This window comes from Enterocloster sp., from assembly GCF_057861365.1.
On sequence record NZ_DBMACH010000017.1, the window covers coordinates 39916 to 63699 of the forward strand.

A 23784-nucleotide genomic window follows, 5' to 3' on the forward strand; every position below is an offset into this window, starting at 1 on the left:
AAAAAACTGAATAATTAAGCCAGCTCTGCAAAGTACTTAATGGTTCTTACCATCTGGCTTGTGTAGGAGTTCTCGTTGTCATACCATGAAACAACCTGAACCTCATACAGATCCTCAGCAATCTGAGCTACCATGGTCTGAGTAGCATCGAACAGGGAGCCGTACTTCATGCCGATAACGTCAGAAGATACGATCGGATCCTCGTTGTAGCCGAAGGACTCGGAAGCTGCTGCCTTCATAGCTGCGTTGATGTCTTCCTTTGTAACGCCAGCCTTCTTAACAACTGCTGTTAAGATAGTGGTAGAACCGGTCGGTACAGGAACACGCTGTGCAGAACCGATCAGCTTGCCGTTCAGCTCTGGGATAACCAGGCCGATAGCCTTAGCAGCACCTGTAGAGTTAGGAACAATGTTTGCAGCGCCTGCGCGTGCTCTTCTTAAGTCGCCCTTTCTGTGTGGTCCGTCAAGGATCATCTGATCGCCTGTGTAAGCGTGGATGGTGCTCATGATACCGCTCTGGATAGGAGCGTAATCATTCAGAGCCTTAGCCATTGGAGCCAGGCAGTTTGTTGTACAGGAAGCTGCGGAAATGATAGTATCCTCAGCAGTCAGAGTATCCTCATTTACGGAGAATACGATAGTCTTTAAGTCATTGCCTGCGGGTGCGGAGATAACTACCTTCTTAGCGCCTGCATCGATATGAGCCTGAGCCTTATCCTTAGAGCAGTAGAAACCGGTACACTCTAATACTACGTCTACACCGATCTCTCCCCATGGAAGGTCAGCAGCCTTTGGCTCCTTGTAAATCGTGATCTTCTTTCCGTCAACAGTGATGGAATCCTCACCAGCCTCTACAGTGTGCTTGCCCTCGCCGATGTGGCCAGCGTATCCGCCCTGAGCGGTATCATACTTTAACAGATGTGCTAACATCTTAGGATCAGTCAGATCGTTAATAGCAACTACTTCGTAGCCCTCTGCGCCGAACATCTGACGGAATGCCAGACGGCCAATACGTCCGAAACCATTAATTGCAACTTTTACTGCCATGATTCAATTCCTCCTAGTTGTTAAATTGTATTATTGTTAAATAATAATCAACTTGTACTCATTGTAATCAATTTTTTCCAAAATAGCAAGCGTTTTTTTTAATTCTACCTTTTCGTTAATTTTATAACAATTTGTGCGGGAAATTACAGCATTTTACCTCTTTCCCCTGAATTTGTTTGTCAGCCTTGAACTTTTTATCTGCCGCAGGTATAATATTTATCATCAAACGCCGCGCCTTTGGCATCCGGCCTGAAAGGAGGAGCCTGCATGATCTGCGACTGTCATCTGCATACCGCTTTTTCCGGCGATTCAAATACACCCGCCCGTGTTCAGATTGAACGGGCCGTTTCTATGAGAATGAAGGAAATAACCATTACGGACCATCATGACCGCGACTCATCCTTCTGTGAGGATAACTTTGAGCTGGATCTTCCCTCGTATCTGTCCGCCCTGAACACTCTTAAAGAAGAATACCGGGATAAAATCCGCATCAATATCGGCATCGAACTGGGGCTGCAGCTTCACATCTGCAGGTACCTGGAAAAATTTCATAAGGATTTTGGCTCTGAATTTGATTTTATCATCGGTTCCAGCCATTTTATCCGCTCCCATGATCCCTTTTATCCCTCCTTTTGGGAAGCCTGCGGTTCCAGGCAGGGACTTGAGGAGTTTTTCACCCTTTCCTTTAAGCGCGCCAGAGCCTTTCATCCATTCTTTGACTCCTGGGGCCATCTGGACTATGCCGCACGCTATGCTCCGGACAGTGCTTCTGTCTACAGCTATTTTGCCTTTAAAGAGCAGATTGATTCTATTTTGAGGGTTTTGGCTGAAAATGGAAAGGCTCTGGAATGCAATACGGGCGGCTTCCGCAGCAGGCTGAGTCATCAAAACCCCGATACAGAGATTTTAAAGCAATACCGCAGGATGGGCGGCGAACACATCACCATCGGCTCTGACGCCCATGCTCCGGAGCATCTGGGATATGGATTTACCCGCGCAAAGGAGCTTTTAAAGCAGTGCGGCTTTCATTACTATACGATTTACCATAATCGAAAAGCGGAGATGATCCCCCTGTAGGGATCTCCCCGCTTTTTTATGCAGTATCGCAGATCACAGCTCCTTCATGGCCGCATCAATGTCCTTTCTCAGCTGCTTCCACTCTTCCTCATGCTCCACATAATATTTCGGACACAGCTTACCGTTGATATCATAATGGCGCACCACATCGCTGCTTTTAAGCTTTAACTGGGTACACAGCCAGGCTGTAAGCCTCACGACAGACTCATATGTAGCATCGCTGTATTTTCCCGTATCGTCCGGGTGACAGACCTCAATGGAAAGAGTATCCTCGTTTCTGGGAGCATTTGCGTAGGCAATCTCATTGATCGGGATACACTGGATCACCTCTCCTTCCAGGCCCACAATAAAATGGCTGCTGGTAGAGGTGCCACCTTTCTGGCTGTCCTGATCCGCCAGGCTGTCAAAATAATTTCGGTTGCCCTCTGCACTGGAACCGGGATTTGCCACATAATGAAGCACAATATTGTTGATCTTCCTGCGGCTCACATCCGGCCTTGAAAAAATATTTTTCCGGATAAACTCCTGCTTTACCCAATCCGGAACCTCTACTGCCTTAAGATCTACCGTATAGGGCCGTTCCCAGCCCCATACGTAGTAACCGCCGCCCAGTCCTGCCAGAACGCCTACCACAAGAGCCATAAATACGGCTGCAAAGGGAAATCCCCTGCGTTTTGCCGTTTTTTTGCGGCTTCTGCGGCTCTTTTTCTTTTTTCTGTCATTTTCGTCTATGGGAACCTGGCGCAGCTCCTTGAGCTCTTCTTCCAGTCTCTTATCTTCATCCATGATATCCTTCATATCTGTAACCCGTCTTTCCGTGAAAGACAGGAATGGAATCCCCAAACCAGACCTGCGCCCTCACTGATACTATCAGTATAACGGACGGTTTTTCTCTTCGCAAGTATATTTTTTCTTCTGTTTGATCAGATGTTCAAAAGCTCGCTGTAAACCTGAAGCGCTCCGTCTGTTTCATGGGCCAGTACGCGCTTTGCAAGTACCTTGCCCAGCTGTACGCCTTCCTGATCGAAGCTGTTTACATTCCATACAAAGCCCTGGAACATGATCTTATTTTCAAAATGTGCAAGGAGTGCTCCAAGTGCCTTGGGATTTAACTGCTCTCCAATGATAATGCTGGAGGGACGTCCGCCCTCAAACTTCTTATTCAGATTCTCATCATCTTTGCCGCAGGCAAATGCAACGATCTGAGCAGCCACATTGGCACAGAGCTTCTGCTGGCTCGTGCTGTCCTCGATCACAACGTCTGTTCCGATCTGGCTGTTCTTAAATCCCACAAACTGGATCGGCACAATATCGGTTCCCTGATGGAGCAGCTGGTAGAAGGAATGCTGTCCGTTTGTTCCGGGCTCGCCGAAGAGGACCGGGCCTGTGACATAGTTTACAGGCTCACCAAACCGGTTCACGGACTTTCCGTTAGACTCCATGTCTGCCTGCTGCAGATGCGCAGGGAAGCGGCTTAATGCCTGTGAATAAGGCAGAACGGCTGTTGCCGGATAGCCTAACATATTTCTCTCATATACGCCGATCAGCGCATCCAGCATATCCGGATTCTGGAGCAGGTCTTCCTTTGCTGCCAGCTTATCTTCCTCTGCCGCACCCTCTAAGAACTGAGCGAACACCTCCGGTCCGAATGCCAGTGACAGGACTGCCCCGCCTACTGCGGAAGTAGATGAGAAACGGCCTCCGATATAATCATCCATAAAGAAGGCTGCCAGGTAATCATCACTCTTTGCCAGAGGTGAGGTCTCGCTTGTTACTGCAACCATATGTTTAGAGGCATCCAGACCTGCCTTCTTTAAAGCATCCTTTACAAAGGACTCATTTGTCAGAGTTTCCAACGTAGTACCCGACTTGGAAACCAGCACAAACATAGAATGAGCAACATCAATCGAACCAAGCACTGCAGCCGCATCATCCGGATCTACATTGCTGATGAACTTTGCTTCCATTTTAAATGTATTATGTTTCTTTGCCCAGTTCTCCAGTGCCAGATACATTGCGCGGGGGCCTAAATCGCTTCCGCCGATTCCAATCTGTACAACCGTTGTAAACTTCTCACCTGCTGCATTGGTGATCTCGCCGCTGTGTACCTTCTTTGCAAATTCAGCGATTCTCTCCTGCTGCTCTACATAGAAAGCCCGCTTGTCTGTGCCGTCTGCCACAACCTTATCTCCAAGCTGTCCGCGTGTGAGCTGGTGAAGCACCAGGCGCTTCTCTCCTGTATTGATCATCTCCCCATTGTACAGGGCTTTGTATTTTTCTGACAGCTGCGCTTCTTTTGCCAGCTTTTTTAATACTGCAAGCACATTTTCATCCACCTGCTTTGCCGCATAGTTATAGACCATGCCTGCTGCCATGGGAACGCTGTATGCTTTTACACGCTCTGCACCGCTCTCTCCGGACATTACTTCTGCAAGCTTAACACGCTCTGCTTTGGCAAGCTCCCCGTAGGACTCAAGACTGTCAAAATTCTTCCACTCGATCATTTTCTCATTCTCCTTACCCTTTTTTTCAAATGCAGCATTTTATCTGATACACTCTTACTGCTTAAATATATCAGTTATGTTAATTATACCCTTTCCCTTATAAAAATTCAATACAGGGCGAATCAGAAAATTTCCTGTACGGGCGTTGATTCTTTCGCTCCTTAACGTATACAATAAAAGCAGCCATGCAATAAATTCATTGTTACTGAATGCAACTTTTTCACCATTCCCGCCGTCTAACAGACAGAAACCAAGAAAGGAGAAGTTTAACGTGGATACCAACCCCATCACAAAACAGACCGAGCAGATACTGATCGATGGATATGAGCGCTTTTACCGTCTGGCCTACAGTTATGTACAGAATCGGGAGGATGCTCTGGATGTCGTTCAGGAAAGCGCCTGCAAAGCCATCCGGGACTGCGGCCAGGTAAAAAATACAGACTTTTTATCCACATGGATCTATCGGATCGTTATAAATACCTCTCTGGATCTTCTGAGAAAAAATAAAAAGGAAATCCCCGCAGAGGAAATGCCAGAAATCCCATGGGAGGACAAATATCAGGAGCTGGATCTTAAGACCGCCCTAAAGCATCTGGATGAAAAAAGCAGAACCATTGTCATGCTGCGGTACTTTGAAGATATGAAACTGGAAGATATTTCCAGAGTTGTAGATGAAAATTTAAATACTGTAAAAGCCCGTCTTTACCGAGCCTTAAAAAAACTGAGAATTACCATGGAACCTGAAGAACCGAAGAAATCTTACGCAAAATGAAAGGAGAATCTTTATGGAGCAGAAAGACCTTAAACTTTCCGGATACAGACAGTTAGAACAGCTCAGACAGGAATATGAGTCACTTCCCGTTCCCCTGGAAGCCAGAGACCGGATTCTTGCCGGAATCGCGCAGGGAAAAAAAGAAACAGACAAAGCTCAAATGAAAGGAGTCATTTTTATGAAATTAATGAAACGTACAGGCATGACCGCAGCAGCCGCTATGGTTGCCATTACTCTTCTTACCAATCTGCATCCGACCATCGCCAATGCCATGGAACAGATCCCTGTTATCGGCCCGATCGCAAAGGTTGTAACCTTTCGTACCTACGAAAATAAGACAAACAACTTTGAGGCCAACATCCAGATCCCGCAGATTGAAGCTGCACCCGAAACTCTGAATAAATCCATTGAGGAATATGCACAGGAGCTCATCGCCGCCTATGAAGGCGAACTGTCCCAGTCTCAGGGAGAAGGCAGCTATTCTCTGGACTCCTCCTATAAAGTTGTAACGGATAATGACCGCTATCTGTGCCTGCGCATCGACACCACCATTGTCATGGCAAGCGGAGCGCAGTCCACAAAGATCTTTACCATTGATAAAACCACCGGGAAACAGCTTTCCCTGAAAGAACTTTTTAAGGACCGGCCGGAAATGCTCTCCTCCATCACAGCCAATATTAAAGAACAGATGGCTTCCCAGATGGCAGCCGACGATTCTGTAAGCTATTTTTACAACAGCGACATGCCGGAGGATGACTTTAAGGAGCTTACCGGCGATGAGAGCTTCTACTTTAATGAAGAAGGCCTTCTGGTCATTGCCTTTGACGAATATGAGGTTGCTCCCGGATATATGGGCGCTGTGGAGTTTACAATCCCTTCCTCTGTAGCCGGAACCTTCTGATTGCAAAGCCCATTTATGCATAAATAAATACCGCTTCCTGCAGGATACAGCACGAGTCTGCAGGAAGCGGTATTTTGCAAAAACGGAGGAAAAGGGATTTGAACCCTTGCGCCGGTACTGCCGACCTACTGGTGTTCGAAGCCAGACCCTTCAGCCACTTGGGTATTCCTCCAAAAAACACGGCTTTAATTTCAAGCCGTGTTTTATTATACACTAAAATGCAGGATTTGGGTAGTGGGATTTTCGATTTTTTTCAATCTCCAGATTTACTCCTCCTTTGGCAGCCAGTCCACCTTAAAATAATAAACCAGCATTCCGATGGCGCAGACCACCCAGGTCACAGGCCATCCTGCAAAAACAACGGAAACATTTTTTGTCATAGGAACGGCGATCATCAGATAAATCTGACGCAGAAGCACAAAACAGCCTAACATGAAATACATGGGAACCTTGGAGCGTCCTGCGCCGCGCAGGGCGCCATTTAAAATCTGGATGATGGGCAGGAACAGATAAGCGCTTCCAAAAATACGGATCATACTGCTTCCCACGCTGATCACAGCCGCATCCTCTGTAAAAATACCGATGATGGACGGCGCCTTCAGGAACATGATAACAGAACCCACTAAAATAATACCGGAGCACATAAGCCAGGAAGTAAAAATCCCCTTCTTTACCCTTTTATATTCCTTTGCTCCGATATTCTGCCCCACAAAGGTAGTGATCGTCATATTAAAGCTCTGAAGGGGCAGCTGCAAAAAACCGTCTACCCGCAGTGTAGCAGAATACCCGGCCATGGCTGCCGTACCAAAATAATTGATATAGGACTGAACGATCACATTGGAAAATGAGGTGATGCTCTGCTGGATCGCTGCCGGAAGGCCAATATCCACAATACGCCGGATCATTTTCCTGTCAAAACAGATTTCTCCAAGCCGCACACGGTAAATCTCACGGGTCATAAGAAGCTTTCCCATCACCAGCGCCGCGCTGACCGCCTGCGCAATAATGGTGGCAATCGCCGCTCCCTCTACTCCCATTCCAAACCCGCAGACAAATAAAAAATCCAGGACAATATTTACCAGACTGGCTGCAATGAGGTAAAACAAAGGGTTTTTAGAATCACCGATCGCACGCAGAATACCGGAGCCCATGTTATAAAAGAGCGAAAATGTCATTCCCCAGAAATAGATGGATAAATACAGGGCAGAGTTAGGCATTACATCCTCCGGTACGCCGATGGCGTGGAGCAAAGGCTTTGTAAAGCTTAAGCCCAGTGCTGTAAACAAAACGCTCAGGATTGCCGTAAGAGCCAGGGAACTGTGGATGGCCCGGCGCATCTGCTCCGTCCGGCCTCCGCCAAAATACTGGGATATCACCACCCCCGCACCGGCTGCCAGACCTGTAAAGAAACCTACCAGCATATTTACGATCGGCGTAGATGCTCCGACCGCCGCCAGCGCACTGGTATTCACATAATTTCCCACCACATAGGCGTCTACTGTATTGTAGAGCTGCTGGAAGAAATTTCCAACCAGAAGAGGAATAGAAAACAGCAGGATGGACCTGGCGATGCTTCCGTGGATCATGTCTGTACTGTCTTTTACATTCTGTGCCATAACTTTCGTTTCCTTTGTGTGTATTTTTATACAATTATAACTCTGCAAAACAGCCTTGTCCATGTTGCTTTATCCATTTTTTTACACAAAAAAACCTGCCCCACGGCTGAATCTGTATCATCAGCCATAGAACAGGAGCTTTTATCAATATATTTTAATTAAGCAAGCTTGGACTTTGCCAGCTCAGCCAGCTTTGCGAAGCCTTCTGCATCGTTGATCGCCATATCGGACAGAACCTTACGGTTTAAATCAACCTCAGCCAGCTTTAAGCCGTACATGAACTTGCTGTAGGACAGGCCGTTGATACGTGCTGCAGCGTTGATACGTGCGATCCACAGCTGTCTGAACTGTCTCTTTCTCTCTTTTCTGCCTGCGTAGGAGCTGGTCAGTGCGCGCATTACGGACTGCTTAGCTACTCTGTACTGCTTGGAACGGGCTCCTCTGTAGCCCTTAGCCATCTTCAGGATTCTATTGTGCTTCTTTTTTGCGTTTAAGCCGCCTTTAATTCTTGCCATCGGTAATTCCTCCTAATTTAATCTAAAACTTACAGATATGGTAAAATCTTCTTCATTGCCTTTACGTTAGTAGCATCGGTAACGATATCTTTTCTAAGATTTCTCTTTCTCTTTGTAGACTTCTTAGTTAAGATATGAGACTTGTAAGCTTTATTGCGGACTAACTTACCGGTTCCTGTCTTTTTAAAGCGCTTTGCTGCTGCTCTGCTGGTTTTTAACTTTGGCATTGTAAATTTCCTCCTTGAAAACTTTCTATTTTTAACGTTTTGCAGTTAAAAACATAACCATGCTTCTTCCTTCCACCTTTGAGGGCTTATCAACAACTGCGATGTCAGCCAGACTCTCAGCGAAATCGTCCAGAATGTACTTTGACTTGGACATATGGGCCATCTCACGGCCACGGAAACGAAGAGTTACCTTTACCTTATCACCCTTTTCCAGGAACTTTCTGGCAGCTCCCACCTTGGTGTTTAAGTCATTAGTATCAATGTTCGGGGACAAACGAACTTCTTTGACGTCAATCACTTTCTGTTTCTTTCTGGCTTCCTTTTCTTTACGGGCCAATTCGTAACGGTACTTTCCATAATCGATGATCTTGCATACCGGCGGCTTTGCAGTAGGAGCGATCTTCACAAGATCCAGCTCTGCCTCCTGCGCCATCTTGTAGGCGTCTCTTGCAGACATAATACCTAACTGTTCGCCGTTCTCACCGATCAGACGGATCTCTCTGTCTCTGATTTGTTCGTTGATCATTAACTCGCTAATAGTCGTACACCTCCATAGTCATGTTTGTTTGAATGAAGAGCCTTTGCCTCTGCTTGGTAAATGTAAAAAGCGGACAGCTTATGCCATCCGCTAAAAAATCATACTCGTCTGCTGCTCTGGTTTTAAACCGAAAAAGATTCTTTATATAAAAAACCTTTTATACAGCTTCTGATATAAACCCGGGTCACTGACTCGTGCCAAGGTGAGGCGGATAACCTGCTTTCCTGTGCGTTGTTTTCACAACTTCTAAAATGATACCATATGATTCCGGGAATGTCAACTATTTTTTTAAGTTTCCTATTTTGCCTTATAAGTGGCGCATCTTGTATTTTCACAGTCGCAGGCTCCGTTTCCGCAGATACAGATTCCGGACGCCGTACAGCAGCAGTCCTCATTGTAGACGCAGTTTACGGCATCACAGTCTACCTCCAGACGGGTTTCCGGAGTTTTAAAGAGATTTTTAAAAGACCCGCCCTTATTTTCCTCAAAGCTGGCACAACAGGTACCCTCTGCATCCCTGGCTCCGTGTCCGTCTACCAGGATCGAGCCTCTGCAGCAGCACTGATCTGCATTGTGCACACAGTTTTCCACTGAACATTCCAATTTTGTCATATTTGATTTCCTCCTGTCACATAAATTTTCCCAAAACGTAAGGTTTCAGGCGTCATGACAGGATTTAGTATGCGCTCTGGTGGCTTTTCTCATGCAAAAATACCTTAATCCTCTGCCCCCAGAGCCTGGTTCAGCTGCCGGATCCCATCCGTACATTCCCCCTCGGAGCCATCCATGCGGTATATATCACCCTCTGTCACAAACGTATACAGATTCAGATCGTCAATCCGTACGCTGCCTCCTCCGGTGCAGGAAATGGTCAGTTCTTCTGCTAATGCATTCTCAAATACCAGTTCTGCATCTGTTCTTTCTCCTGCCTGAAGGGTCTTAGTCCGCTTCCCCACCCGGACGCTTACCATACTCCCGGCTGTTCCTTCCAGAGAAAAACGCACATGGACATCCGGGCCAGTTCTGCCGGTGACTCTGCCCCGCATCTCCTGGGAAATGCTGCTTCCTGAAGGAAGAACCGCTTCTTTTCCATTCTTCCCCTCTTCGATATAGCTTTCTCCGGTTACCTTCCAGCCTCTCAGTCCCAGGGCAAACTGGGGGTTATAAAGCTTGTTATCTCCGTAATCCCTGTAAGTCCACACGCCGTATCCTATGGTCATGGTGCGAAACAGCTCACCCATTCCGGCCAGATAGGCGTTTTTCTCCTCCGGCTTTAAACGGGCATTCCTTTCAAAACCAGGAGTATTGTCCGTAAAAAGGAACTGGTCCACATACACCGGTTTATTTCCATTATACCGGCTGACCTGATCAAAAAATACAGGCGCCATGTTTAATGCCTGATCGGCTGTCACCCACTCGCCTTCATTAGGAAACCCCATAGGGACACTGTACATAATACTGGTGCAGGATGCATTTCCACAGCCAAAGGTACTCTGATGAGAAACACCTTCCAGCGTTTTGTCCGCTTTTTTTACCGGATCTGCGTCCAGCCGAACTTCCATGGAAAGATCTGGAAATACCTTCTGAGTTTCCGTCAAAAGCTCTGCAAGAAACGCATCATAAAATTCATAAAAAAGCTTTCTTGCATAAGAGTCCTTCTCCGGAAGCCATATTTCCTCATAATTTTCAAAGGAAGTTCCATAATATTCCTTTAGCTGCTCCAGCGTATATTTTTCCTTCAGGTAATCCGTATATCCGCACAGCTTTGCCATTCTGCGTCCGGCAATCCCATTTCCATATCCGGCTGCATTTTCCGTGAAATTCCAGAAATCTTCCCAGGTGAGAAAGCCGCCGCAGAAGTTTTCATAAGCAGAAACCTGTTTATACAGACGTTCTGCATAGGAAATCCATGCGGCTTTTAGCTGCGGATCATATAAAAGTCCCTCATACCGTGACAAAGCAGACTCCGGTGACGCATAATCCCAGGTATAACCCACTCTGAGGATCACTCCCAATCCCTGTTTTCCGGCTGCTTCCATAACATGCCCCAGCTTCTTCCAGGCATACTCCTCATACATGACCGGAGCTGTTTCCGCCTGAAATTCCCTCCACGGAACTGCCAGGATAATACTGTTAAAGCCGTCTGCCGCAATACGTGCCAGTTCCTCCTCCATATGGACACTTTCGCTGTTCCAGAAATTGATCACCCAGTCATCGGAATAATAGGTTGCCGAACGCAGATGACCCCTTTCTCCAGAAGAATACTCCGACATTCTGCCAAATCCGCATGTAAAAAGAATAGCAGTCCCCACAAACAGGACTGCTGCCACCCATGTCCTGCTCTTATGTTTCCTGTGCATTTGATTTCTCCTTCTTTCCCAGTTCGCGCCATACCGTACACAGCATGGTCCCGAAACAGGCCGTTCCGCCGATAAAATTAGATATGGGTTCTGCCATAAGGATACCGTCTGTGCCCAGATGAAAAATTGTCGGCAAGATCAATATCAGCGGGATTACGATTATCACTTTCCTGAAAATGGAAAAGAATACGGCATATCTGGATTTTCCCAAACCTACAAATACGGACTGGCCTGCAAACTGCAGGGACATCATAAAAAAGCCGAAAAAGTAAATCCGCATAGCCGGTATTCCCGCCTCCACCAGTTCTCCGCTGCGGTTAAACATCCGGATAAAAAATCCAGAAAAACCATGGATCAGCCCCCAGGCAGCCAATGTATATAAAACAGAAACAGAAGACATAAATACAATGGCCTTTTTTACCCGTCCATACTCCTTTGCCCCATAATTATACCCCATGATCGGCTGAGCGCTGTTGGTCACGCCCTGAGCCGGCATGGAAATCACCTCACGGACAGAATTGATGACGGTCATAATCCCCACATAAAGATCACCTCCGGCCCTCTGCAGCATGGTGTTGTACATGATCTGCACCGAACTGTTGGTGATCGCCATGGTAAACCCGCTCATTCCCAGACCCATAATACGGAAAATCCGCTCCCGTTCCAGCCGCATGGATGAACGGCGCAGCCGTAGAGTGGCCTTGGGCCCGGTGAGGAACCGGAGGATCCAGACAGCTGAAAGAAACTGTGAAAGAATGGTAGCCAGAGCCGCTCCCTGAACCCCCATATGAAATCCAAATATAAATACAGGATCCAGTAAAATATTGGCGGCTGCTCCCAAAAGAACCGTCATCATGCCAATGGTTCCAAAGCCCTGAGAATTGATAAAGCTGTTCATACCCAGTCCGACCATCACAAATATATTTCCCAGAAGATAAATCGTCACATAGTCATCCGCATAGCCAATGGTAGCGTCGCTGGCCCCAAACAGATATAAAAGCGGCCGCTTAAACAGAAGGCCCACAGTGGTAAGGAGCAGCCCCACCAGTACCATCATTACAAAGGAATTTCCCATAATGGCCTCTGCCTCTTCCTTATTTCCTCTTCCCCGCTCAATGGAGCATAAGGGTGCACCTCCCATTCCAAAGAGATTTGCAAAGGCTATTACGATGGAAATAATAGGAAGACACAGCCCAAGACCTGTGAGAGACAGCGTAGCATCCTCAGGAAGCTGGCCGATATAGATCCGGTCTATGATATTATAGAGTACATTGATCAGCTGGGCCAGCGTCATAGGAAGAGCCAGCTTTAAAATATTTGAAATGATACTGCCCTTTGAAAAATCATGCTCCTGTGCCATACTCTTTTTTCCCCCTCTTCAAATCCTCCGGCAGATCCACATCCCACAGCTGTTTTTCCTCTGTTTCCATGATCCAGAGTTCCTCCGGATGGTTCTTCATAACCTGACGGCCACCCTTATCTCCTGAAATAGCCAAAAGCTCAGAGCGGTAACAGGCTCCAAACGCAGTAGGACTTCCCCTGCGTCCCTTAAATGCCGTACAGCCGAGCTTTTTTCCGCTTTTAAAATAGCCCTCCGCAAAAGAAGCGATCATTTCTCCTTCCGTATAGGGCTGATCTGCCACAAAAAAAAGGAATGCATCCGTATCTTCCCAGGCGGCGGCTACCCCAAGGCGGATCGACGCCGTTATCCCCTCTTCACTGAACGGATTTTCCAGCACCTTTTCTCCGGAGATCAGGCAGCGGGCACTTTCCAGGATCTGGGGATATTGACTTACCGTAATTATCTCACAGCTTATCCCCGATTTTTTTTCCAGGATCTGCGCCCCTTTTTCCAGAGCAGACAATCCGTATGTATAAAGAGGACGTCCCTCAAAGGATGCCAGAAGCTTATTGGAACCAAATCGCTTTCCAAAGCCGGAAGCCATGTAAATCATCGAAAGTTTCATTGTATAAAGTCACCTTTCTATCCTGTTTAAAACAACTCAAATGACGGTTCCTTCCACAGGTTTCCCGTGATCAGACCCTCTGTATGTCCGATCTGCTCCAGTATCCGCTTTCCTGCCAGAACAAGCTCCCCTATATCTGCCTGATTGAACACAGGAAGGATCCTGGCCTGAGGAAATGACTGCTTCAGCGGACTTAAATATCCCTGTTTCATCAGACAGGCCATATATTTCTCCTCCATTGCCCATTCCCTGTCCTCTTTATCCAGACTGAAGCTCTCTCCCAAAAGCGTTTTTGCCTGTTCCATACGAAAGCAGCATTTCTCTCCCTTTTGTCCCAGAGCCTTAAGACCGTACACGCAGAGGATCAGATCTGTATCTCCCGGTATCACCGGCTCTGCCGGTCCCGGCACCTTCACCGGAAGCCTCTTTGCTCCATCGGCCTCCACTAAGACGAGATCCGCTTTTTCTCTGGCCTGCTGGTAAAATTCCCAGCCCCAGAAGGATATCTTTTTCTCTCCGGGCTTTCGTTCCTCCGGATTTCCCGCAACCGCAATCCCACTGTCTTTTAATGTCTGCTCCAAAGCCCCCACCGAAGGTTCCGGCACAAAAAAATGCTCCGGAAGGGCCATATGGGTTGTAGGAATCACAAGAACCTTAAGTCCCAGTTCCCGCCCTTCCCATGCCATACGGCGGATCAGGGAGGTTTTTCCTCCTCCGCCGGTGAATGAGATCACAAACGGACAGCCGGATAACCGGTATTTTTCTATTTCCAGCGCCTTGAAAATACTGTGAACGGCCTGTGTCAAACATGCTCCGTAATAATATGCTTCCACGTTCTGTCCCCCATCTTCTCCCATTGTTCTGTTTTATTTTATCATGGAGCAAATGACCGCACAAGGAATTTCTATGCATCTGCCGCATCCACAGACGCAAAAACAGCTGTATATAAAAACAGCCCGATTCCTGCAGGCAGAACCCTCTGCCCCCAAAAACCGGACTACTTCCTTTTCAAAATGTATGTTTCATCAGACATTCTGCATTTCTATCTCAATTGTTTCCATGACTACGGATCACACGGTACATATCATAGCCAAGGCTTGCAAATACGATTACTACGGCAATAAATCCCATTTTCTTTCTTCCTCTCCTGTTTCTTATGATGGAATTATTATAGCCCAAGAAGGATATAACCGCAATCTGCATTGTTGACAAAAATTTTTAGTTAATCTAAAACTTTTTGTATTAAATAATTTTCTTTTTGGAATGAACCATTTTCCTGTAAAATTTCTATGGACATTTTACCTGATTTGTTATATGATACTTTTAGTTAGTATATACTAACCTATATATTTCCAAATACATACCTGCAAGGGAGGATATTTCATGAGTGTTGTTATCATCGGAGGTCATGACCGGATGGTCACCCAGTATAAAAAAATATGCAAAACCTACAACTGCAAAGCAAAGGTTTTTACCCAGATGAGTGCCAGCCTGGACAAGCAGATCGGAACACCGGATCTGCTCGTACTCTTTACGAATACGGTATCCCACAAAATGATCCGCTGTGCTCTGGATGAGGTCCGTCCGGACACAACCCAGATCGTGCGGAGCCATACAAGCAGTGCATCTGCCTTAAACGAAATTCTGTCTCAGCGTACCGCTGCCTGTTCTTCTATTTAAAAATGCTTCAGGGCATCAATGGCTTCGTCGATCTGTTCTTCTGTATTAAAATGGGAAAAACTGAACCGTACCGCCCCCTGCTCCACGGTTTTAAGCGCCTCATGCATCAAAGGAGCACAGTGACCTCCAGAGCGGGTGGCAATGTCATATTCCTCAGAAAGATAGTCGCTGACCTGAGCGGAATCCTCTTCTCCCAGATTCAAAGATACAATAGCAGCCCTGTCTTTCTGGGAAAAATCCCCATAGATACGGATATCCGGAATTTCCAGCGCCTGCTCATAAAAACGCCGCATAAGCTGCTGTTCCCTCTTTCTCAAATGCTCCATACCCTGTTCCTTAATATACAGAAGGGCGGCCCGCAGTCCTGCAATCCCATGTCCGTTCAAGGTACCTGCTTCCAGCGCTGTCGGCATCTGTGACGGATGCTGCTTTTCAAAGGTCATAATACCGCTGCCTCCGGATAAAAGAGGCCGTATATTCACTCCTGTGCCAAGGCAGATCCCGCCAGTTCCCTGAGGCCCCATCAGGCCCTTGTGACCGGTAAAGCAGAGGACATCGATCTGATCTCTCTTCATATCAATCGGAAAGAGTCCTGCGGTCTGAGAGGCATCTACAATAAAAAGAGCGCCTGCCCTGCGGCACCATTCTCCCACCTGAGCCAGATCCTGGCAGTTTCCGGTGAGATTGGAGGCATGAGTCATAACCACAGCCTTTGTGCCCGGAGTAATGGCCTTCTCCATGGCTATCATATCCAGCCTTCCTTTTCTGGAAGTCCCGTTAGAAGAATCCTTCTCACAGCCCACAATGGTCAGCACAGCGCCCCTTTTTTCCATCTCATACAGAGGTCGGAGCACGCTGTTATGTTCAAGCACGGTAGTCACTACCCGGTCTCCCGGATCGATCAGGCCTTTGACTGCCATATTTAAACTTTCTGTGGAATTAGCCGTAAATGCCACCTGCTGCGGTCCGGGAGCATGAAACAGCTCTGCCAGAAGCTGTCTTGTCTCAAAAATGATCCTGGCTCCCGTTAAAGCTTCTCTGTGCGTTCCCCGGGAGCAGTTTCCCATGGAGTTCATCGCCTCTGCCACTGCCCGGGCCACCACAGGAGGACGGTAAAAGGAGGTAGCCGCACTGTCAAGATAGATCATAATGCGCCTCCCTTAAAAGCCCTGTTTCTGTTCCAGATATAAAAGGGCTTCTAATACAGAACCGCCGATCGCCCTCGCTTTATCTGAAATGGTAAAGCAGTTTTCATACTCGCTCTCTCTTGGATCAATATCCGCGATCTTAAAGCCCTTTGCCACCGGATAACCGTCCCGGATCAGCCCACGCACCAGGCCTGTAAGAGAAGCTTCTACCACTACCTCTCCCTGCCCCGTAACAATGACCGCGACGGGCTGTCCCTTTTCTACCCGGTCTCCGATCCTCACTTTTCCAAAAAGGATCCCCATGGCCGGCGAATGGATGACCCGTTCCTTTCCCGCGCCTCCGATCAGCCCCGGAGTTCCTGTATTCGGAAGGGCCGTTCCCCTGGAAATGATCCTTCCCAGGTTGTGGCCCCGCATGGTCTCGATCACCAGATCCACATCTTCCCCGGCTGCAAAGCCTGGCCCCAGGCCAATAGTCTTATCCGCCATATTCCGGTTCGTTCCTAGGTTCTTTTTTGCCAGGATCGCATCCACCAGAGCCCAGGGACGGACTTCCTTTAATATTTCACACGTCTCATCCATCATCATGGGGATGGCTCCTGCCTCTAAGACAGCCTTTGCCTCTGCAAAATCGGATACCTTTAAGCAGGTCACACCCTCAATTTCACTCTGTCCGTCATAGATTGCTTCGGAAAATGCCACCTGCCTGCGGATGGCAGAAGGACTGCCTGTTTCCAGCACCAGCACCGGATAACCGCACCGATGAAGGCGGTGGATGGTTCCTGTGGCAATATCCCCTCCGCCTCTTACTATGATCAGCTGCTTTTGTCTGTTCATGCTCCCCACCTTAAGGCCGTATCAGCACAGCTGCCCCGGTCATCCTTTCTGCAATCTCATACATATTGGTAACGCTGCCTACTCTCAGCCGGTCCCCGATCCCATAATGGTTTAAGCAGGTGCCGCAGGTAAGAATTTCTACGCCCTGAGCCTCCAGCGTCTTAAGATCCTCCAGATTATCCGAGCCCTCACAGGAAAGGAAGGCGCCTCCATTATAGAGAAGAATGGTTTCCGGCAGTACGTCCTGCTGTGTAAGAGCATAAATAAATCCCTTCATCAGAAGGGTTCCCAGCGCCGGATCTCCCTGCCCCATTTCACGGGAAGAAATCACAACCACCATTCCCTTCCTGCGTCCGTCCGGATGGCAGACTTCAGGCTCTTTTTCCGGTAAAGCATCTGCCTGCGGTGCGCTTTCTCCTTCTTTTACTCCCTCACCAGCTGTAATAACAGCCACATATTCTCTGCTGCTCTTTTTTTCAGATGCAAAGGACAGCCCCTTGTGATCTGCCAGCTTCTTTAAATTCTGTACTGCGATCTCATTATCCACGACCACCTCTACTGCTTCCCCCGGCGCCGCTGCCTCCAGGGCCCGTTTCGCCTCAATCACCGGCAGCGGACACTGCTTTCCCCTTTCATCCAGTCTTATCATAGCCTGTTTCCTCCTCACTTCTCTTTTATTCTACAATCACGGCCTTTTCCTGCCGCGCTTCGATCCTTCCCACGATCCCGCAGGGAAGCCCCAGTTCTTCCAGTTCCTTAAGTGCTGCTTCGGCATCTGCAGCATCAATGGATGCAAGCAGTCCGCCGGAGGTCTGGGGATCAAACAGGATTTCCTGCATGGAAAAGCCACAGCTTCCAAAATCAATCTTATCCTGCACATGGTTGCGGTTTCTCTGAGCCGCTGCTGTGATATAGAATTCCTCTGCCAATGCAGGCGCCTCCGGAATAACCGGAATGCGATCCTTATAGATGCGGGCTGTGGCCTGATCCGTTACCATTTCACACAGATGCCCTAAAAAGCTGAAGCCTGTTACATCCGTACATCCGTGGAGCCTGTATTTTTTAAGAATCTCGGATGCATATTTATTAAGGGTTGTCATGGACTGGACCGCCAGGTCATACGCCGCCTGAGGTGCCGCCTTCATCCTTGCTGCCGTGCATACGATCCCTACACCCAGAGGCTTTGTGAGGATCAGGGCATCGCCCTCTTTGCAGCCGCTGTTGGCAAATACACGGTCAGGATGGATAATTCCCGTAACAGAAAGGCCGTATTTTACATCGCTGTCCGCAATGGAATGGCCGCCCGCCAGAACACCTCCTGCCTCTCGTACCTTTTCGCTGCCGCCCTGCATGATCTTTCCCAGAATATTCAGATCCATCTCTTCCGGAAAGCATACGATATTTAATGCAGTTTTTACCTCTCCTCCCATGGCATAGATATCACTCAGCGCATTGGCAGCCGCAATCTGGCCGAATATATAGGGATCCTCCACCATGGGAGGAAAAAAATCAAGTGTCTGCACCATGGCCAGATCATCTGTAAGCCGGTATACGGCCGCATCATCGGAACCGTCATATCCGATCATCAGATTGGGATCCTTTGTTTTGGGCAGCCGATTTAACACACGGGCCAGTACCCCCGGCCCCAGCTTGGCCGTACAGCCTCCTCCCCTGCAAAATACGATTTCCTCACTCATTTTTTTCATTTCCTCCCATCTCTCTCATATGATTTAACCATTCATCCGAAAAATACGTTTCAAACAGACGGTCCAGTTCCGCTTCTGCATCTCTTCGAAAGCTTAAATAAGCTTCCATCAGCTCCTTCGCCTGAGGCGTAAGGGTGGAACCTCCTCCGTCTCTTCCTCCGGTCTCCCGGTCTGTCAGCAAAAACCCCCACTCCTTTTCCGCCACCCGGAGCATTTTCCATGCCTTACTGTAGGCCATATTCATAGAGCGGGCCGCTCTCTGCAGAGATCCTGTTTTCTCTACCGCTCTCAGCAAAGCCACCATCCCCGGACCAAAGGCCTTTTCCTCAAAATACAGGCGCAATGATAAACCGTAATGAAGCTTATTGTTATCTTCCATCTTCTGCCCTCCCGTTATACTCTTTTGTATATAACGATTTCTACAAAAAAACTGGTCTCTGTCTTTTTGGATCCAGCCATAAAAGACGCAGCCAGTATTTTGTGTGCTATGTGTAATAGTATACCATGCTTTCTCACGCTTTTCCAGCCCTTTCATATATATAAATTACAGACAGAAATAAGGCAGGAACAGCCATGAGAACATTTTTTGCAGTCGGGGGCGATATGCGTCTTCGATGGATGGTACAGATTCTTTCCAAGGAAGGATATCCCGTGTCTTTTTTTACAGGAACGGATTCCCCGCTGATGAAATCGGCAGTCAAAGAGGCCTCTGTGATCCTCGGCCCCGTTCCCTTTACCCGCGACGGGGTTCATCTGTTCCAGCCTCCCTCACACGGTATGGAACTCTCTGCCCTTCTTTCCTGCCTTATGCCCGGACAGTATCTTTTTGGCGGAAATCTCCCGGATCCTGTAAAAGAGTTCTGCGATAATAATGACATTCTATGGAAGGATTTTATGGACATGGAAGAAATTTCCCTGGAAAATGCCATTGCCACCGCAGAAGGCGCCATCTCTCTGGCAGTCAGCCAGTGCCCCATCAATCTCCATCGCTGCCGCTGCCTGATCCTTGGATATGGGCGCTGCGGCCAGGCGCTGGCTGACCGCCTGAGAGGAATGTTTGCAGATGCATCCGTCTGTGAGATAAATCCCATCCGGCAGACACTTGCCAAAACGCGTGGCTTTGACACCTTTGATCCCCAAAAACTGGAAAAATATCTTCCTCAGGCAGAGCTTATTTTTAATACAGTTCCCGCTCCTATCCTTACAGATCCCCTGCTTATCAAGCAGATCCGTAAAGACGCGGTACTTTTTGAACTGGCTTCCGGCTCCGGCTGTATTTCTGAGGAAGCCTGCCGTCAGGCCGGACTTTGCCGGATCGCCTGTCCGGGGCTTCCGGGACGTTTCAGTCCCAAAGCCTCTGCCAGGATCCTGTGCCGGGCAGTACTGCAGGTCCTTGGAGAGGGACGTTAAAAACTACTACATTTATAATAGAGGGAAATTCTTATGTCTCTGAAAGGAAAAACGATCGGCCTGGCTGTTACCGGGTCCTTCTGTACCTTTGATAAAATAAAACAGACCGTACAAACTCTCATACAGGAGGAAGCCGAGCTGTACCCCATCTTTTCCTCCCATGTGCAGACCACCCGTTCCCGTTTCGGAAGCACGGATGAATATATCCGGACCATCAGCGGTCTGGCCGGACGGGAACCCATTCTTACCATTGAGGACGCGGAACCCATTGGCCCCAAAGGCTATCTGGATCTTCTGCTCATCGCCCCCTGTACGGGAAATACCCTTGCCAAGCTGGCAAACGGCATCACGGATACCCCCGTACTCATGGCTGCCAAAGCCCATTTGCGTAATGAAAAGCCTCTGGTGATCTTCCTTTCCACCAATGATGCCATGGGAATGAATTTTAAAAATATCGGACTTCTCTTTCCCTGCAAACATGTATATTTTGTTCCATTTTCCCAGGATTCACCGCAAAAAAAGCCCTGTTCCCTGGTTGCGAGAACAGAGCTTGTAATTCCAACCATAAAAGCTGCTCTGAAGGGTGAACAGCTCCAGCCTGTTTTATATGGTCCGGACTAATTACCCCAAATTTTACAAAAACAGCTCATTTTCCTTCCGGATCCCCTTTAACGGCAGAAGCTTCTGGTTTAACATCTCCTGAACACGTTCCGGAAGCTTTTTTGCACCGGAAGGACAGACAGCGATGCAGCGCAGGCACAGGATACATTTCTCCGGATCTGTCACTGATGGATTTTCTTTTGAAATAGCTCCAGAGGGACAGAGTCCGGCGCAGAGTCCGCACCCGGTACAGCCGCTGCCGTTTACCGGTACTGCAGGCATCTTTTTCCATTCCTTATATGGGCGGTTCCCCGGCACCTGGGGCCTTGTAATTTCTGCCGCTTCAAGCTTTTTAAGGATCTGTGCTCCAAAACCGGAAAGCTCCTCATGATCCTTCGCATCCGGACGTCCTGCCGCCACCTCCCGAACCATGGAATGCTCCGCAAGGACAGCCACAGAAGCGAAAGGCTCAAAGCCCTGCTCCTCCAATGCATCATTTAACTCCACCAGAGCATCCTCATAGGCCCTGTTTCCATAAACGGCAGCCGTAACAGCAGCAGCGCCCTTTCCTGCGGTGCACTTTAACCGCTCTGCCATCAGTGCCGGGATCCTTCCTCCAAATGCAGGAGCAGCCACAATCACCAGATCATCCTTTTTAAATTCTGCGCCATTAAAATCAGGAGCAGAAAGATCCACCTCTTTTACCTCTTTTCCAAGGCTCTCTGCCAGATAGAAGGCCGCTTTTTTTGTTCCTCCGGTGGGACTGAAATATATTGCCCATACACATTCCTTCATGCCTTTACCTCCTTATCTTTCCCAGTCTCTCGGCCCGCACAGAGATCATCTCCGCCGCAACGCTGACTGCAATCTCCTGGGGTGTTTCCGCATGGATTCCCAAACCGATCGGCATATGGCAGGCCTTGATCTCCTCATTTGAAAATCCATCTTCAAGCAGCCGTTCCGTCACCACACGGATCTTGTTTTTGCTTCCCATCACGCCCAGATAGCAGGGCTTTAAAGCCAGAGCCTGCTTCTGCACATAATAGTCAAACTGATGGCCTCTTGTCATCACGCATACGTAGTCTTGAGGCCGGATAGACACATAGTCGCCAATCCTCTCCATATCTCCCACGATTACCTGATCGGCATCGGGAAATACCTGCCGGTTGGCAAACATCTCTCTGTCATCCATGATCACACAGCGAAAGCCCACTTTTTTTAATACAGGAACCAGCTCCTGAGCCACATGGCCTCCGCCGAACACATACGCCGTACCAGACTGAACCAGAGGCTCCACATAGTAAAAATGATCGTTTTCTCTGGAAATGACCGCCTGGGAACCAAAAAGCGCTGTAAACTCAGGCCCAAATACCGTCTCCGGCAACACCCGTTCACATACAGAAGCGTCCCTTCCATCTTTCATTTCTGCGGCTCCCGAAGGACAGCTATGCTTCATCCACCCTGCTCCTGCCGTTTCATTTCCAAGGCCCAAAACGCCTGTCTTTTCACTGTAAAGCCCCATTTTCCACGATTTTTCCACAGTGAGGTCAAAAATCAGCCAGCTGTCCTCATCCACATCAAGAACACTCAGAACCTGATCGATAAGCTCCTGGATACCTGGCATTTCAGGATCCACATACTGGATGTACACCGTCACATCTCCCCCGCAGACCATACCGATATCGGCTTCTTTCCCACGGGTTAAAGTAAACTCTCGAAGACTGGACTCTTTACTTTTAACTGCTTCCCTGCAGGCCAGAGTTACCTGATACTCCACAGCTCCTCCGCCCACAGTTCCAAGAGCCGTTCCATCTGCTTTTACCAGCATCCGCGAACCCGCGCCTCTGGGTGTGGAACCCGCGCTCTCTATGATCGAAGCAAGTGCTGCTCCCTCTCCTCTTAAAAGGCATTTTTTCAGTTCTTTAAATAACTCTCTCATTTTGACACCTCATTTTCTTCCGGAAAATACCGTTTAAACAGCCGTTCGCTTTCTTTGCGCAGTTCTTCTTCCATGCACAGATATCGTCTTAGAAAATCTTCCCCCTTCTCTGTAAGACAGGAAAATCCCCCCTCTGTTCCTCCTGACCGGGATACAAGGAGGCCATAGCCCAGCTGATGCTCCGCCTCCTTTAAAAGCTTCCAGCCTTTGGTATAGGATATGTGCAGCTGCCTGCAGGCCGTCTGCATGGAACCTGTATGACGAACCACGGTGAGAAAACGGGCAAGCAGCGGCCCAAAGAAGGGATCATTTCTCCGAACGACCAGACGCACCTCCGGATGCACCTGGATCTTCTGTTTTTCCATTTCCCGTTCCGTACTGTCTTCATCCGTTTCCACTGCAAAGATAATTCCCTGATCTTCCACAGGTACTTCCTTTGTCACAAAGCACTGCTCCGCTTCAAAAAGTGCTCCCCGCAAGCCCCGATTTCCCGTGTATTCAAGCACTTTCCCGGCTGCGTGCTCCGATATAAGAACCGGATGGCCTCTTTTTCCGTCAAAAACCGGCCGGATAATATCGCCCTCTTCTGAAAGCATTTTTTCCAGCGTATCACGCAAAAGAAGCGGAAATTTAGCAGGAAGGATCAGTGTCTGTGTACACAGTCCTCTGATGTAGCGAAGACCCATGGAAATGCTGTCAAACATCTGTTCCGTTTCGTAATCGGGATTGCGCAGGGAAATAACCTCCAGATCGCTTATATGCTTCTCCAGCTCATCTCCCTGTTTTCCCGTCACTACCACAATAGGATCAATTCCCACCCGCCTCATCGTAATAATGATCCGACGGATCACGGTGCTGTCCCCTACCGGGAGCATGGGCAAAAAGGCCGTTCCTCTGTTTTTATGGCCTGCCGCCACAATGACTGCTCCTGTTTTTTCCAT

Annotated in this window: 26 protein-coding genes and 1 tRNA gene; 6 read left to right on the forward strand and 21 right to left on the reverse strand. The window is 48.3% G+C overall.

From position 1 onward, the window contains the following. Positions 1-14 precede the first annotated feature (14 nt). Complete coding sequence (gene gap / locus ACZM6M_RS14785) at positions 15-1046, reverse strand: type I glyceraldehyde-3-phosphate dehydrogenase (protein WP_296038380.1); 1032 nt, start codon at positions 1044-1046, stop codon at positions 15-17. 267 nt (positions 1047-1313) lie between these two features. Here gap and ACZM6M_RS14790 point away from each other — a divergent pair, with 267 nt between their 5' ends. Continuing rightward, on the forward strand, positions 1314-2123 hold the full coding sequence (locus ACZM6M_RS14790) for a histidinol-phosphatase HisJ family protein (protein WP_066547092.1): 810 nt from the start codon (positions 1314-1316) through the stop codon (positions 2121-2123). A gap of 33 nt (positions 2124-2156) precedes the next feature. Here ACZM6M_RS14790 and ACZM6M_RS14795 read toward each other — a convergent pair whose 3' ends face one another. Together ACZM6M_RS14795 and ACZM6M_RS14800 are read right to left on the reverse strand one after the other, a co-directional pair. Further along, entirely contained in the window at positions 2157-2909 is a 753-nt protein-coding gene (locus ACZM6M_RS14795) for a peptidoglycan recognition protein family protein (RefSeq protein WP_334302654.1), read from the reverse strand. A 137-nt stretch (positions 2910-3046) separates the two neighbouring features. Next, positions 3047-4627, reverse strand: a complete 1581-nt coding sequence (locus tag ACZM6M_RS14800) for a glucose-6-phosphate isomerase (protein WP_066547091.1) — start codon at positions 4625-4627, stop codon at positions 3047-3049. Between the two features lie 271 nt (positions 4628-4898). Here ACZM6M_RS14800 and ACZM6M_RS14805 point away from each other — a divergent pair, with 271 nt between their 5' ends. Together ACZM6M_RS14805 and rsiV are read left to right on the forward strand one after the other, a co-directional pair. After that, positions 4899-5399, forward strand: coding sequence for a sigma-70 family RNA polymerase sigma factor (locus tag ACZM6M_RS14805; protein ID WP_066547090.1), 501 nt, complete (start codon positions 4899-4901; stop codon positions 5397-5399). 13 nt (positions 5400-5412) lie between these two features. Then, complete coding sequence (gene rsiV, locus ACZM6M_RS14810; protein ID WP_337433458.1) at positions 5413-6300, forward strand: anti-sigma-V factor RsiV; 888 nt, start codon at positions 5413-5415, stop codon at positions 6298-6300. An 83-nt stretch (positions 6301-6383) separates the two neighbouring features. On the opposite strand, the gene ACZM6M_RS14815 is transcribed toward rsiV, so the two are convergent. From ACZM6M_RS14815 to yqeC, 10 genes are all read right to left on the reverse strand, one after another. Next, positions 6384-6472 (reverse strand) — tRNA-Ser (locus tag ACZM6M_RS14815). 94 nt (positions 6473-6566) lie between these two features. Continuing rightward, on the reverse strand, positions 6567-7916 hold the full coding sequence (locus ACZM6M_RS14820; protein WP_066547085.1) for an MATE family efflux transporter: 1350 nt from the start codon (positions 7914-7916) through the stop codon (positions 6567-6569). A 158-nt stretch (positions 7917-8074) separates the two neighbouring features. Continuing rightward, positions 8075-8431, reverse strand: a complete 357-nt coding sequence (rplT, locus tag ACZM6M_RS14825) for a 50S ribosomal protein L20 (protein ID WP_021869087.1) — start codon at positions 8429-8431, stop codon at positions 8075-8077. 29 nt (positions 8432-8460) lie between these two features. Beyond that, positions 8461-8658 (reverse strand): 50S ribosomal protein L35, encoded by a 198-nt coding sequence (gene rpmI, locus ACZM6M_RS14830; RefSeq protein ID WP_021869086.1) that lies wholly within the window; start codon positions 8656-8658, stop codon positions 8461-8463. Between the two features lie 31 nt (positions 8659-8689). Continuing rightward, entirely contained in the window at positions 8690-9184 is a 495-nt protein-coding gene (infC, locus tag ACZM6M_RS14835; protein WP_066547082.1) for a translation initiation factor IF-3, read from the reverse strand. Positions 9185-9493: 309 nt separating this feature from the next. Continuing rightward, positions 9494-9808 (reverse strand): DUF1540 domain-containing protein, encoded by a 315-nt coding sequence (locus ACZM6M_RS14840; protein WP_066547079.1) that lies wholly within the window; start codon positions 9806-9808, stop codon positions 9494-9496. A 104-nt stretch (positions 9809-9912) separates the two neighbouring features. Then, positions 9913-11556 (reverse strand): glycoside hydrolase family 113 protein, encoded by a 1644-nt coding sequence (locus ACZM6M_RS14845; RefSeq protein ID WP_337934049.1) that lies wholly within the window; start codon positions 11554-11556, stop codon positions 9913-9915. Then, entirely contained in the window at positions 11540-12916 is a 1377-nt protein-coding gene (locus ACZM6M_RS14850; protein WP_489490525.1) for an MATE family efflux transporter, read from the reverse strand. The genes ACZM6M_RS14845 and ACZM6M_RS14850 overlap by 17 nt, the downstream gene beginning before the upstream one ends. After that, positions 12900-13523: a nucleotidyltransferase family protein gene (locus ACZM6M_RS14855; RefSeq protein ID WP_337433454.1), complete on the reverse strand. Its 624-nt coding sequence runs from the start codon at positions 13521-13523 to the stop codon at positions 12900-12902. The genes ACZM6M_RS14850 and ACZM6M_RS14855 overlap by 17 nt, the downstream gene beginning before the upstream one ends. A 26-nt stretch (positions 13524-13549) precedes the next feature. Continuing rightward, positions 13550-14356 carry a selenium cofactor biosynthesis protein YqeC gene (gene yqeC, locus ACZM6M_RS14860; protein ID WP_418496686.1) on the reverse strand — a complete coding sequence of 269 codons (807 nt, stop codon included), beginning with the start codon at positions 14354-14356 and terminating at the stop codon, positions 13550-13552. 550 nt (positions 14357-14906) lie between these two features. Here yqeC and ACZM6M_RS14865 point away from each other — a divergent pair. Continuing rightward, entirely contained in the window at positions 14907-15203 is a 297-nt protein-coding gene (locus ACZM6M_RS14865) for a DUF2325 domain-containing protein (RefSeq protein ID WP_066547061.1), read from the forward strand. On the opposite strand, the gene ACZM6M_RS14870 is transcribed toward ACZM6M_RS14865, so the two are convergent. Genes ACZM6M_RS14870 through ACZM6M_RS14890 form a run of 5 tightly spaced genes read right to left on the reverse strand, consistent with a single transcriptional unit; the run spans position 15200 to position 19273 of the window. Then, positions 15200-16351: an aminotransferase class V-fold PLP-dependent enzyme gene (locus tag ACZM6M_RS14870; RefSeq protein ID WP_418496687.1), complete on the reverse strand. Its 1152-nt coding sequence runs from the start codon at positions 16349-16351 to the stop codon at positions 15200-15202. The genes ACZM6M_RS14865 and ACZM6M_RS14870 overlap by 4 nt on opposite strands. Before the next feature lie 12 nt (positions 16352-16363). After that, a complete protein-coding gene (yqeB, locus tag ACZM6M_RS14875; protein WP_337934044.1) occupies positions 16364-17188 on the reverse strand; it encodes a selenium-dependent molybdenum cofactor biosynthesis protein YqeB in 825 nt (274 codons plus the stop codon). A 10-nt stretch (positions 17189-17198) separates the two neighbouring features. Next, positions 17199-17834, reverse strand: coding sequence for a sulfurtransferase-like selenium metabolism protein YedF (yedF, locus tag ACZM6M_RS14880; protein WP_337934064.1), 636 nt, complete (start codon positions 17832-17834; stop codon positions 17199-17201). A gap of 28 nt (positions 17835-17862) precedes the next feature. Continuing rightward, complete coding sequence (gene selD / locus ACZM6M_RS14885; protein WP_337934043.1) at positions 17863-18885, reverse strand: selenide, water dikinase SelD; 1023 nt, start codon at positions 18883-18885, stop codon at positions 17863-17865. Next, a complete protein-coding gene (locus ACZM6M_RS14890; RefSeq protein WP_337433450.1) occupies positions 18878-19273 on the reverse strand; it encodes a winged helix-turn-helix domain-containing protein in 396 nt (131 codons plus the stop codon). The genes selD and ACZM6M_RS14890 overlap by 8 nt, the downstream gene beginning before the upstream one ends. 194 nt (positions 19274-19467) lie before the next feature. Between ACZM6M_RS14890 and ACZM6M_RS14895 the strand changes: the two genes are divergently transcribed. Further along, positions 19468-20304, forward strand: coding sequence for a dipicolinate synthase subunit DpsA (locus tag ACZM6M_RS14895; protein ID WP_337433449.1), 837 nt, complete (start codon positions 19468-19470; stop codon positions 20302-20304). Between the two features lie 33 nt (positions 20305-20337). After that, complete coding sequence (locus ACZM6M_RS14900; protein WP_337934040.1) at positions 20338-20925, forward strand: dipicolinate synthase subunit B; 588 nt, start codon at positions 20338-20340, stop codon at positions 20923-20925. Between the two features lie 12 nt (positions 20926-20937). Here the strand turns inward: ACZM6M_RS14900 and ACZM6M_RS14905 are convergent, their stop codons facing one another. From ACZM6M_RS14905 to ACZM6M_RS14915, 3 genes are read right to left on the reverse strand one after another with little or no spacing between them, the layout of a single operon-like run. Further along, positions 20938-21699, reverse strand: coding sequence for a 4Fe-4S binding protein (locus ACZM6M_RS14905; RefSeq protein WP_417045710.1), 762 nt, complete (start codon positions 21697-21699; stop codon positions 20938-20940). Between the two features lie 4 nt (positions 21700-21703). Beyond that, positions 21704-22843: an XdhC family protein gene (locus tag ACZM6M_RS14910; protein WP_418496688.1), complete on the reverse strand. Its 1140-nt coding sequence runs from the start codon at positions 22841-22843 to the stop codon at positions 21704-21706. Further along, complete coding sequence (locus ACZM6M_RS14915) at positions 22840-23784, reverse strand: NTP transferase domain-containing protein (RefSeq protein ID WP_418496689.1); 945 nt, start codon at positions 23782-23784, stop codon at positions 22840-22842. Before ACZM6M_RS14915 ends, ACZM6M_RS14910 begins: the two co-directional genes overlap by 4 nt.